Below are 12,405 nucleotides of genomic sequence, written 5' to 3'. Positions count from 1 at the left end.
ACCTCCCGAATCATCGGAAGGTTATACTGTAATTTGTCAGAAATATGAAATTTCAATGGCCAAATATAACAAGTGTTTAATATCATAAAATATGATCCGGATCATACGGCTATGGAAAATATGCTATGACAGCCAACGGAATACTCATTCCTAAGCCCAACGTCACTCCATTTGATCTGAATCCGGGTGCAGACAATTATCAGGGTAATACCGCACAGGAACTGTATCTGAAAATAATTTGATGATCCGATTACTTCAATAAGTAACTTTTCATATTAATATCAATGGATTGATACTCAGTGGCTTTTTTGTCTAAGATGCTTTTATGTCAGTGCTTTCTTATATTCGGATAAAGCCCTTTCTCTGGCATAGGCATGTTCTACGATGGCTGCCGGATATGCAGGTGTATTCCATTCTGGCAGCCATTTTTTAATATATAAAAGGTCTTTATCAAATTTCTCAACCTGAGCGGTCGGATTAAAAACTCTGAAATAAGGAGCTGCATCACAGCCGCTTCCTGCTGCCCACTGCCAGTTTCCGTTATTTGCAGAGAGGTCATAATCATTTAGTTTTAAGGCAAAATAAGCTTCCCCCCAACGCCAGTCGATCAGTAAATGTTTACATAAGAAACTCGCTACAATCATTCTTACACGATTATGCATATAGCCTGTCTGATTAAGCTGTCTCATTCCGGCATCTACAATAGGATATCCTGTAGTTCCTTCACACCAGTGTTTAAATTCTTCTTCATTATTCCGCCAGTTAATATTATCATACTGTCTTTTAAACGAATGATGAACAACTTCCGGGAAATGATATAAAATCTGCATAAAAAATTCACGCCAGATCAATTCTGAAAGCCATGTTGCATTATGCTTCAATGCAAAAGCCACACATTCCCTGATACTGATTGTTCCAAACCGTAAAGCAATTCCGAGTTGTGTGGTATGCTGTAATGCCGGATAATCGCGGTATTTATCATAATCATTGATAATGGAAGCATTCAGAACAGGTTTTGTAAAATCAAAATCTGTTTTTCTGAAACCGATCTCCAGTAAGGTAAGGATGGCAGAATGTTCCTGTGAAAAGAAATTGTTAAAGTTTAATTCTACCGATTGATAGTGTTCCGGAGTTAAGGCTTCACGCCATTTCTTTGCAAAAGGAGTATAAACGGTATAAGGAGAACCATCTTTTTTAACAATCTGATCTTTATCAAAAATGACCTGGTCTTTATAAGCTTTAAAGGGAATATTTTTTTCTTTGAAAAAATAATAGACTTCTTTATCTCTTTCAATTGCCTGAGGTTCATAGTCCCGGTTACAGAAAACGCCTTCAATATGATATTCTTCAGATAGTTTGCGGAATATTTCTATAGGTTTGCCATAGTAAGTATTGACTTTTGAATGGTGCTTTTTCAATGAAATATTGATAGCCGTCAAAGTCTGATGGATATAATCTACCCTGCGGTCTTCTTTATCTTCCAGTTTCCCGAGAATATCAGTATCAAATATAAAAACAGGCATTACCGGAGCATCCGACTGGAGAGCGTGGTGAAGCCCAACATTGTCTTCCAACCTCAAATCACGTCTGAACCAGAAAAGAGTGATTGTATCTTTCATAATAGTTTAATTCAAATTCATTGATCATTTCTGTTTTGAAATGACTTCGTAACTAAGGAATAAATATACATATTTTAACACATAAATATTTCCAGAAATTCGTATTATCCGGCTTTATCATTATATTTTGTATGCTGATATGAAGTAAAATTTCCCGACATTTGTATGGAATTTAGAATGAATAAAAACTCACAGCAATGGAAGAATTTGAAGTACCCGTAATCTATAAAGGTAAAGAACTGTTTTTCAATGGAAAGCTTGCTACCTTCTCATACGGTTATAAACTGTATGTAGATGTTGACGGAACAGAAGTCGTTATTGAGCGTGATGATCACGGTGACTTAAGGGCTCTTCTGCCGGATGCTGCTTCAGAAAAAAACATAGACAAAGGGCTTATTGAAGCGATTATTGAGGTTTTCAGAGAGCTTCAGGTTTTGTAATGAATAAAAAAAGAGACCTTGAAAAGATCTCTTTTTATTCGACTGCCTAATCATTTCGTTTATTCGAAAACTACATAATTTACCTTATCCACACCTGTATTTCCTGTTTTTTCATGATAAGCGTACAGGACAAGTTCGTAGTTTCCCGGAGAACTAATCATATCGTTTCCTTCAAAAAGGTTGGTTGAAACCAGTGACATATCTATATTCTTTACAAATTTTCCGTCTTTCTTCAGAATTCCTTTTACTTCAATTTCATCGGAATTCCAGACGCCTCCTTTATCGATGACACATCCGCACATCATGACAATATTAGCCTGAAACAGGAAAGGTTTGTCTTTGATAGTACTCAATGCAATATACTGATGGGTTCTTGGTTTCAGAATATCAATGATGTATCCCGGAATTTCTAGGATAATTCCTTCTCCCAAAATATGTTTTCCGGGAATCAGCCACATTTCTGTGCTTACCATCGCCTGAGCCTGCTTGCTGTTCAAAGGAGAAACGACTTCTATATTCACAAATGTGGGTTCATCTATATCCACTGCCGCCATAAAACCTCCGGTCTGTGCATCTGTAATGGAGTTTCCTCTGATTTTAGGCGTTTTCATAATCAGATCAGTGTTTCCGGTACTTCCCGTAGTATTTCCTTCTGCCAGAATCCTTTGATTAAGTTTATTTCTGATGATGATATGAGCGCCGCCTAATGAAGTTCCGATAAATTTGGCATCTCTTGCTTTCGCTCTTATCATGATTTTCGTTTCTGTGGCCGAAATCATCAGATTGGAAAAAAGAAATGCTGTGATGAGAATTAATGATTTCATGATTTAATTGATTTTAAATATTCCTGTTTAAACCTGTGATGGAAAGATTCATTTTTTAATTCCTGATCAATATGATCCAGATACGTGAAAATCCCAAGATCTTCTGATAGCACATTCAAAATTGTTTTTTCACAACTGTCCCAGATCTGCTCCAGCTGAGGAAGCATTTCAATGGCTTTTGGAGATAAGGAAATAATCTGCTTCCGTTTATCTACACTGTCTTTTTTGATGATGAGATAGCCGTTTTCATTCATTTTTCTGACAATAACCACAACCGATGGGTGTGAATATCCCAGCGGTTCCGCAATATCGGTAATTGAAATTTTCCCCTTCTTCTTCAACAGCATAAAGACCAGATACCAGTTGGGTTCAACATCAATCCCGAATTCTTTATAAAATTTACGGACATCATGAGACATCCTGTCGCTGATTCTTTTCAACCTGCTATCCAGCGCTTTATATCCTAATCCTTTAATGAAATCAAAATCCATCTTACATATATTTTCTGTAAATATATAAAATATAAAGCTAACTATATAGTTAACTTTATATTTTTTTTGAATTAAGAATTTAAGATAAAAGTTATTTGAAATTCTTTCTGTATTCACCGGGCGTCACTCCCCTATATTTTTTAAACAGTTTGGAAAGATGGCTTTCATCACTGAACTGTAGCTCATAAGCGATTTCACTTAAGCGCACACTGCTGTATTTTAAATAGGTTTCAACTAATTTTAGCCTATAGTCCAGCAGATAATCCTGATAGGAAACTCCCGTATGCTGTTTGAAATACTCACCGAAATAATTCCCGGAAATCCCGAAATGTTCAGCAATAGTCTGAATTCCGGTCTTCTCACGGTCTTTTATATGCTGTTGAATATAAGTGATAATCTTCATGATCGAAAAAGCTTTGCGGTTTTCCTGAAGATCTGAAGTTTCACTCTGAATGATATTTCTGGCAATCAGATTAAGAAGGATCGACATACAATTACGGATAATTAGATAATCCTCCGCTTTATTTTTGAACTCATTCGCGATCTGCAGAATTAGGGTTTCCGCAAACTGTTCATCATTTTTGTTCCTGAATATACAACCAGCCCTCGCATGATAATTATGGCTGATATACTGCAGTTTATACAAATTCTCACAGCTTTCAATACGGTCTGCTTCCAGCCTGATTGTATCTATAAACTGAACCGGACACTGAATACTGATGAGCTGAGCAGTTTCACTCTCAAAGCGGTATTCTTCCTGTTGAGGAATAATGAAAAGCTTGCGCTGCGAAAAATTAATATTTCGATCATCATACGTAAGCGTTCCTTCTCCCTTAACAATATAAACGAATGAGAGAAAAGCCTTTGTTTTAAATATGATCTCTTCTTCTTTCAGTTTTATTTCTCTTACATCAATCTCTTCAAGCGGCAGTCCTTTCATGATACACCGTATTTTCCTCCAAAAGTACAATTTTAGCAGAATAAAAAGCGGGTAATTTTGCATAAAAAAATATGAACACACATCCGAAACGATGGCAGGCACTCAATTTTCTGATTGCTGGTGCTTTTCTTTCGCCGCTGGATTATTTTATTGTCAATATGGCTTTGCCTTCTATTAAAAAAGCATTCAGAGCCAGCGATCATCAGCTTCAGATGGTTATTGCCATTTATGGACTTACATATGCAGCGCTTGTTGTGTGTGGAGGAAGACTGGGTGATATTTACGGCCGTAAAAAAATATTTATATCGGGATTATATATTTTTCTTTTCTCCTCTCTGGCCTGTGCCTTCTCTCCTGATGTTACGTGGCTGATTATTTTCCGACTGTTTCAGGGTGTTGGCGCATCATTGCTCGCCCCTCAGGTACTAGCGTCAATAAAGGATCTTTTCAGCAGTCAGGAACAGCCAAAGGCTGTGAGTCTTTTCAGTTCGGTATTTGGGCTTGCCTCAGTGGCCGGGCAATTGCTTGGCGGAGTTCTTCTAAGTATGCATTGGGGAAATTTTTCCTGGGAAATGGTTTTTCTTGTGAATGTACCCATTACTTTGATCTGTATTCTGGGGATTCACTTTACCATGAGTGACGGTAATAAGAAAGAACAGACGGGTATTGACTTTACAGGAGCTTTATTATTAATCATGGCCTTACTCATGCTTATCTGCCCTCTTATTTTTGGACAGAAATTTGAATGGGCATGGTGGATTTTCGGCGTTATTCTTTCCGGAACCTTATTATTAATCATGTTTCTGAAATATGAGAAAAAGCAGCTGCAAAAAAGCCGTCCGGTACTTATAGATCCGGCACTGCTACGACATAAACCTTTTACACTAAGCCTTCTTATTATTTTCTTTTACAATTTCACTGCCGGTTTATTCATTTGTTATCCTTATTACCTTCAGCAGTTTCTTCACCAGAACTCAATGCAGACAGGATTGGCTATCGTTCCTTATGGACTTGCATTTTTCCTGGCTCCATTAATCACTTCACGGATAAAAATGGCCACTGACAAAATGATTTACGTAGGATTGGGATTATTGTTGACCGGATTTGTACTGAGTGCAGCGGCTTTCTATTGTCAGCAAAAACCATCTCTTATCACTCATACAACTCTTTTTATTGCCGGATTTGGGCACGGAACTATTATGCCGGTTATGATGCGGACTGCAATTTCTCTGGTTTCTAAAGATAAAGCAGGCCAGGCTTCAGGGCTGGTAAGCATTGGAATTCAAATTGGCAGTGTAACCGGAGGGGCTGTTATCGGAACTTTATTTTTTAATCTGATCCCTGTTCTGGGATTCAAAGAAGCATTTGTAACAGCGGTAGGAATGATTGGCATTTTTCAACTTATTGGAATAGGAGCAGGAAGCAGATTGAAGAAATTCATTGATTAAAAGACATTTAAACAACAAAAAAATTATACATTTAAATATGAGCAATACAGAAAAAATTATTTGGGAAATAGAAGAATTTCACAGGAATATTGAAAAATGGTTTCAAGGGAAAACCGAAAACCAGGAAAGTCTTTATAAGGAATTATTATCCGGATTCTTACCGGATTTTAAAATGATTAATGGAAACGGAGATACTGTTACGCTATCTATGCTTGAAGAATGGCTTCCCACCGTATTTGGAAAGTTTCCGGAACGAAATATTCAGGTTGAAAATATAGAGGTACATTATTCTGATCATCATGGTCTTGCCACCTATATTGAGACTCAGATCACAGGAGAAACTACAAACAGAAGGCAGTCATCAGCTATTTTTCTATTCAATGAAGAAAAAGCATCGTGGTTTCATCTTATTGAAAACTGGATATAAACAATATACAACAGCCCTGAGCATCTGAGAATGTACAGGGCTGTGTAACTGTAAGCGTAAATTTATTTTGCTTATTCAGACCATGGGAATGTAAAATACAGTCACAGAAGTTTTTCCTTTGGAAATTCGGGATCATAAAGGCACAAACATCAGCTTTTATATTTCCAAAAGTGGTTTCTGTTTTATGTTCAAAACCACCAAAAAAAGTAGGAATTATCTTCTTTTTAAAATCATTTCTAGGAAATGCCCTGACAATTTCCTCGCGATGTTCTTTACTGAGGTTTTCATACCCTTCTCCCATCACATCCAATCCTACTCCGGAATACATTAAGGCTACTTCATTTTCTTTATGTTCTGCAATTCCGATAGTAGTGTGAAGCGCAATGGTATCCCAAACAAGCTGGAGTTTATCCTGAGCAATCCCATGTCCTTTCAAAAAGTCTCTTGCAGCATTGGCTCCGTCTACCTCAAATCTCAGATCAGGACTGCTGTAATGAGAAACAAGCCCCAGATCATGAAATACCGATGCCACGTATAACAGCTCTGTGTCATGAATCTTGTTTTCCCGCTTGGCATTTAACGATGAGAATAAAAAAACACGCAGGGAGTGATTATAAATAAATTCTGTTCCGTGTTCCAATAGAAGTTCTGTGGCTTCTGTTGCGATTTTGCTGTCCGGAATGATGATTCCGGCAACTTCTTTCATACGATGTACTGACATAGCTTTATATAATTTTATCCAAAGGTATCCTGATTACAGGTGCCTGAGAATAGCAATAAATACTGATGACATGTCAAAATTTCAGATAGTTTTATACTCTGATATGAATGAAATTACTGCGATAGCTCACCGGAGATATTTCCGTATTTTTTTTGAAAAAGTGGCTGAACTGTTCTGATGTATTGAAATTAAGCTGATACGCAATCTCTTTTACAGTATAAGAGCTGAACTGAAGAAGTCTTTTCGCTTCCGCAACAATCTGTCCGTTGATGATCTCTTTTGCGCTTTTATTACTGCATCGTTTACACAGTTCGCTCAATCTCCGTGGGGTAATATTCAACAGCTCTGAATAGTCGTTTACTGCATGCAGATTATGATACTGGCTGCTCAACAGCTCCATAAATTTGCGGTAAATAATATAATCCTGACTGTCAAAAGTTTCTTCCTTTACGATTTTTATATTAGCTAATTTGATCATAATGATCTTTAAATAGGCAGCCAATACATCCATCTGATTGGTATAAGAGTCTGCTTTGTATTCTGTCAGTAAGATCTTAAACAAACTTAAGAATTCGTCTGTTTCAGTCTGATCCGGTAACAGCTGTTGATTCGCTGCGGCATTATTAAACAAAACCGCTTTACAGTTACTGGCACTGGAAGGCACTCTTTCCCAAAAACAATCCCCAAAAGAAATATGATAGCCACAGACATCAGAATGGTTTTCAAACTTACAGATCTGGCCTTTAGAGAGTAAAAATATTCTCTGACCTGCAATATCAAAAGTATGTTCATCTATGACCAGCACACCTCTACCGCTCTCAATCATTAAAATATGATGGTAATTAAGTCTTACAAAGCTTCCGGAGTAAGGAATATGCTCCTCCAAACGCTTGACGGAAAAAGAATGATCAATAACAGATTCGGTTAAAATTCCTGAGACCGGCTTCATGGAAGGAAATTTTTAATAAAGATAGAAAGATTTTAAAATGCAACATTAGCAAGGAATAATGAACCGGAAAATGTCAAAAAACACTTAAAGGATGTCAAAATTCCCTGAAAAGTTATGATTTTCTGAAAACCTTCATCTGTCCGGCCATCACCGCCAGTAAAATCCCAAAACAGGCAAAAAGGCCATATGAATATCTGAGATCAAAACTTTCAGCAATATATCCGATAAGAGGCGGCCCCATCAAGAATCCTAAAAATGAAATACTGGAAACAAATGATAAAGCAATACTTGGTGCTACTGTGCTTACCTTTCCAACGGTACTATAAACGGACGGCACACTCAGCGAACTTCCGAGACCAATGATCATAAAAGCAATGATACAGATCCAGAGCTCCGGAAAGAAAACACTAAGAAAGAGTCCTCCGCTCATCAGAACACCGCAACATTGTAAAACGATCTTTTTTCCATACTTTTCTATGATTCTGTTCCCGATAAACCTGCCTAAAGTCATCATTAAAATAAAACTCGTATACCCCAGTATTACAAGATTTTCAGGCGCTTTAACTATAGTTTGAAAATAAACCCCGCTCCAGTCGAACATAGCCCCTTCAATCGCCATGCTCAGAAATCCTATGATTCCCAGTCCAACCAGTGTAGGATTCACAAACTTAAAAATTGACCGGGTTTGCGGCTCTGCTTTATGAATAATATTAGTCAGATTTCTTTTACTGTAGAACCAAAGTATTCCTACCAGCATAAAAATAGTGACAAAATGATAGAAAGTTCCCACATGAAGGTTGATCATCAATAACCCGACAACTGCTCCCGTAAGACCGGCAAAACACCAGGCTCCATGATAGGATGAGAGAAGAGATCTCTTCGTAATAGATTCTATTTCAATGGCCTGCGTATTGATCGCAATATTGCACATATTCCCGGAAACCCCGAAGAAAAACAGCACAACCCCTAATGTCCAGTAAGAAGGCGATAAACCAATTAACAACAGAAAAAAAGGATACAGCATAAAGCATCTTTTAATAATCCCGCTGCTTCCATAAATACTGATCAGTTTTCCAGCCAAAACCATCGTTGAAAGCTGTCCTATCGGCATCAGAAGCAATAGTGTTCCTAACTCTGCTTCATTGATAGAAAGTGCATTTTTAATGATAGGAATCCGGCTGGCCCAGGAAGAAAAAACAAGTCCGTGGGCAAAGAAAAGTAAAAAACAGGCTGTTGGCATTTTTGCATTAAAAGATTCTCTCTCGTTCATTATAACAGGGGGATAAAAATTCCTTTTGCAAAGGTAGACACGCTCCCCTATTAAAATCTAGTCCGTTTTTGTCATTTTTACGTTCCATTTTAACCAATAGCTTTGAAATTCTGAAAATCAACAGCCTGCAGTTAAAAAAACAAAAGACAGTATGAGATCAATTCCAAGGGAAAGATAACATACTGTCACTTTATAAGGATTTTAAAACTGAATTCCTGTTATTTTTTGATAATCTTTTTTGAAACGGAACCACCGTTCTTGAGTTCTCCCTGCAGAATATATACTCCTTTCGGAAGTTTTGAAATATCAACAGTTTTAACATTTCCTGCTGTTAAAACAACTTTACCGTCCATAGATGTTACTTTTATACTCCTGATATCTTCCCTGGTATTTAATGTGATGAAATCAGAACCAGGATTCGGATAGACTGATACTGATTCTTTTTTGGCATCTGCCTCTATTGCAGACAATGTTCCGTTAGTAAGGTAAGAAACCGTTTTTGCAACATTGGTAGTTCCATTAAATACAAAAGTATTGATTCCGAAAGTAAATACCGTTCCGTAGCTTTGATTCACCCATTGATAGGACTCATTGGTATAGGTTACAGGCGCAGGAACTCCCGGAAAAGTCTGTGTTGCAGTTCTCATTCTTTTGATCCTTAACACATTTGTAAAAGTACCTACAGGTGTTATTACAGTTCCATAACCGTCTACACTGTAATCCACCTGTCCTGATTCATCTGTATTTCCTACACTGGCAGATACACTACTGAACTGATAATTATCGCTGTACTGCTGCAGATACGTTATCGGGAATTTATATTCTATCAACGGATTGGTATATGTTACTGTGATATCTCCCAAGGCCGGTCCGGAATAAGATCCAATCATTGTGGCATCTGCATCCGTCATGATATTAAAATCATACGTATCCGCAGAAGCTGGTTTCGTAATTCTGTTGGCTCCGGGAAACCTGAAACAGTTAGCCTGACCCGGACATGCATTAACAGTGTAAGTAATAGTATTTGTTCCTGCATAGGCAGAAAAATCCCATGTAATATTGGCACCAGCCGGACCGGCATTGATAGCCGTTGCCGTTACATCTCCTGATTTAAGCTCAATAGGATTATTAATCCTGTCCACACCTGCTCTTGTGACCGATGGCTGGGCATAAGCCATTATTCCAAAGGCAAGTAGTACAATAGAGTTTAGTTTTTTCATACTGTTTATTTTAGATTGATTTGGAGTTTTGTTTTTTATACAAATGTATTTTGAGTCTCCACGGTTATCAATCCTTAAAAAAAAGTATTTTTATCTACCTGAAATCAGGTATTTTTTACTTCTCTGTAAATCATTATTTTATGTAAATAAAAACACCCGGTGTTTGAACCGGGTGATCTATTTAATTGAATGACTGTCTGTAACTCAGCGGAGTTTTATCGGTCTTCTTTTTAAAGAGTTTATTGAAGGACTGCGGATGTTCAAATCCCAGGGCATAAGCTACTTCAGATACAGAAAACCCTGTAGTGGTAAGATATTCCTTCGCCTTTTCAATCAGCTTTTCATGAATATGCTGCTGGGCATTCAGTCCGGTAAGGTTACGAAGCATATCGCTCAGATAATGAGGTGACAAATTAAGAGTGGAAGCCAGAAATTCTACCGTAGGAAGTCCTTTATTCAAGGTTTCCTGCTGATTAAAATAATTTTCCAGCACAAGATCCATCTTCGTCAGCAGATCGCTGTTTACAGCCTTTCTCGTGATAAACTGTCTTTTATAAAAACGGTTGCTGTAATTGAGAAGAACTTCCATATAAGAAATGATAACATCCTGACTTACTTCATCAATGCTGGTATTCAGTTCATTTTCAATATTATCAAGCAGTCCGGTTATGGTTGTTTTCTCATGGTCAGACAAATGAAGTGCCTCATTCGTATCGTAAGAAAAGAAACCGAAGTTTTTGATATTTTTGGCTAAAGGATAACTTCTGATAAAATCCGGGTGTACCAATAATGTATAACCGCAATATTCTGCATTTTCATCCGTAGAAAGAACCTGCCCGGGTGCGGTGAACATCATTCCTCCTTCATTGAAATCATAATATCCCTGCCCATAGCCCATCTTCCCTGTGGTAGAATATTTATACGAAATTTTATAAAAATTCAGGATAAAACTTCTTTTCAGCATATCCTTTTTAATGCTCATTTTCGTATTATCCACAAGGCTTACCAACGGATGAAGCGGCTTTGGGAGCTGCAACATGTCGTGCAGTTCTGATATGGATGAAATTTTCAGAGGAATGTTATCTTTCTTTTCCATGATATAAAATTATAAATTATTTGATTGAAAAGACAGTATAAATGTGATTTACTTTATACTGTCTTCCAAAAACCTGATTAAATAAACTGTTTGCCGAATTGCTCCCTGAATGCCTCATCACCTAATTCAAGGCGCTGCGCATAGATCGCTTTAGCATCTTCTCCGGCTACATATCTCAGCTGTTTTTTGCCATCTGTAGCAGCCTCATACACCACTGCTGCAATCTGCTCAGGGGTAGAAGCAGCTTCCATCATTCCTTCCATTTTAGAAAACAGAGAGTTCGTCATCTCTTCATACGCCGGGCTGGATGCTGAGTCCAGAGAGCGGCTTACAAAATCTGTTTTGATTCCTCCCGGAGAAACAGTTTTAATATCAATTCCCAAAGTATTAAGCTCGAAAGCTAAACTTTCACTCCATCCCTCAAGCGCCCACTTGGTAGCATGATAAGTAGAACCTAACGGGAAGGCAACCAGTCCTCCTATAGACGTTGTAGAAATAAACATTCCTTTTTTCTGTTCCCTGAAGTAAGGAATAAATGCCTGGGTAACACGTATAACCCCTAATAAATTCGTGTCAAGCTGTTTTACGATCTGATCATCGGAAAGCGCTTCCAAGGGGCCTATAAGCCCATATCCCGCATTATTGTAAACTACATCGATACCTCCAAGCTCAATAGCCTGTTTAACGGTTGACTTTATCTGTTCCGGGTTGGTAACATCCAATGGAAGCACAGTTACATTCTCCAGGGCCGCAAGATCGGCAGCTGCTTCAGGGTTTCTCATCGTAGCGATTACTCTCCATCCGTTGTTTTGAAATAATTGGGCAGTTGCTTTTCCTAATCCTGTAGAAGCACCTGTTATAAAAATTGTTTTCATTTTTCTTTATTTAAAATTACAGGACAAAGTTCAGCATTAGAACAAACCCGGGAGTTGCCAAAATGGGGTAAGCTGTAGCCAAAAT

At 37.7% G+C, this 12,405-nt stretch carries 13 protein-coding genes; 3 read left to right on the top strand and 10 right to left on the bottom strand.

The features are described 5' to 3' along the window. Positions 1–323 precede the first annotated feature (323 nt). Positions 324–1,619: a cryptochrome/photolyase family protein gene (locus tag FN817_RS02815; RefSeq protein WP_142716619.1), complete on the bottom strand. Its 1,296-nt coding sequence runs from the start codon at positions 1,617–1,619 to the stop codon at positions 324–326. Between the two features lie 197 nt (positions 1,620–1,816). On the opposite strand from FN817_RS02815, the gene FN817_RS02810 reads away from it, so the two are divergent. After that, positions 1,817–2,059, top strand: a complete 243-nt coding sequence (locus FN817_RS02810; RefSeq protein ID WP_142716618.1) for a hypothetical protein — start codon at positions 1,817–1,819, stop codon at positions 2,057–2,059. 59 nt (positions 2,060–2,118) lie between these two features. On the opposite strand, the gene FN817_RS02805 is transcribed toward FN817_RS02810, so the two are convergent. The 3 genes from FN817_RS02805 to FN817_RS02795 all read right to left on the bottom strand — a co-directional run bounded on the left by FN817_RS02805 (position 2,119) and on the right by FN817_RS02795 (position 4,314). Further along, positions 2,119–2,883: a hypothetical protein gene (locus FN817_RS02805; RefSeq protein WP_142716617.1), complete on the bottom strand. Its 765-nt coding sequence runs from the start codon at positions 2,881–2,883 to the stop codon at positions 2,119–2,121. Continuing rightward, positions 2,880–3,374, bottom strand: a complete 495-nt coding sequence (locus FN817_RS02800; RefSeq protein WP_142716616.1) for a MarR family winged helix-turn-helix transcriptional regulator — start codon at positions 3,372–3,374, stop codon at positions 2,880–2,882. The genes FN817_RS02805 and FN817_RS02800 overlap by 4 nt, the downstream gene beginning before the upstream one ends. A gap of 91 nt (positions 3,375–3,465) precedes the next feature. Next, the gene (locus FN817_RS02795) at positions 3,466–4,314 is read right to left on the bottom strand and encodes an AraC family transcriptional regulator (protein ID WP_142716615.1); all 849 of its coding nucleotides are present in this window, start codon (positions 4,312–4,314) and stop codon (positions 3,466–3,468) included. Positions 4,315–4,385: 71 nt separating this feature from the next. Between FN817_RS02795 and FN817_RS02790 the strand changes: the two genes are divergently transcribed. Both FN817_RS02790 and FN817_RS02785 read left to right on the top strand, forming a co-directional pair. After that, positions 4,386–5,762 carry an MFS transporter gene (locus FN817_RS02790; RefSeq protein WP_142716614.1) on the top strand — a complete coding sequence of 459 codons (1,377 nt, stop codon included), beginning with the start codon at positions 4,386–4,388 and terminating at the stop codon, positions 5,760–5,762. 37 nt (positions 5,763–5,799) lie between these two features. Further along, positions 5,800–6,189, top strand: coding sequence for a hypothetical protein (locus FN817_RS02785; protein WP_142716613.1), 390 nt, complete (start codon positions 5,800–5,802; stop codon positions 6,187–6,189). On the opposite strand, the gene FN817_RS02780 is transcribed toward FN817_RS02785, so the two are convergent. From FN817_RS02780 to FN817_RS02755, 6 genes are all read right to left on the bottom strand, one after another. Further along, positions 6,170–6,910 (bottom strand): HD domain-containing protein, encoded by a 741-nt coding sequence (locus tag FN817_RS02780; RefSeq protein WP_228451452.1) that lies wholly within the window; start codon positions 6,908–6,910, stop codon positions 6,170–6,172. The genes FN817_RS02785 and FN817_RS02780 overlap by 20 nt on opposite strands. A 91-nt stretch (positions 6,911–7,001) precedes the next feature. Then, complete coding sequence (locus FN817_RS02775) at positions 7,002–7,859, bottom strand: AraC family transcriptional regulator (RefSeq protein WP_142716612.1); 858 nt, start codon at positions 7,857–7,859, stop codon at positions 7,002–7,004. Between the two features lie 112 nt (positions 7,860–7,971). Further along, positions 7,972–9,129 carry an MFS transporter gene (locus tag FN817_RS02770; protein ID WP_142716611.1) on the bottom strand — a complete coding sequence of 386 codons (1,158 nt, stop codon included), beginning with the start codon at positions 9,127–9,129 and terminating at the stop codon, positions 7,972–7,974. Positions 9,130–9,347: 218 nt separating this feature from the next. Continuing rightward, positions 9,348–10,349, bottom strand: coding sequence for a T9SS type A sorting domain-containing protein (locus tag FN817_RS02765; protein WP_142716610.1), 1,002 nt, complete (start codon positions 10,347–10,349; stop codon positions 9,348–9,350). A gap of 181 nt (positions 10,350–10,530) precedes the next feature. Then, entirely contained in the window at positions 10,531–11,445 is a 915-nt protein-coding gene (locus FN817_RS02760; RefSeq protein WP_142716609.1) for a helix-turn-helix domain-containing protein, read from the bottom strand. A 77-nt stretch (positions 11,446–11,522) separates the two neighbouring features. Further along, on the bottom strand, positions 11,523–12,320 hold the full coding sequence (locus FN817_RS02755; protein ID WP_142716608.1) for an SDR family oxidoreductase: 798 nt from the start codon (positions 12,318–12,320) through the stop codon (positions 11,523–11,525). Positions 12,321–12,405: the final 85 nt, after the last annotated feature.

Source organism: Chryseobacterium rhizoplanae, assembly GCF_900182655.1.
Classification (GTDB): Bacteria; Bacteroidota; Bacteroidia; order Flavobacteriales; family Weeksellaceae; genus Chryseobacterium; species Chryseobacterium rhizoplanae.
Note: the sequence above shows the minus strand (reverse complement) of the source record. Positions and strands in the feature narration are given on the sequence as shown.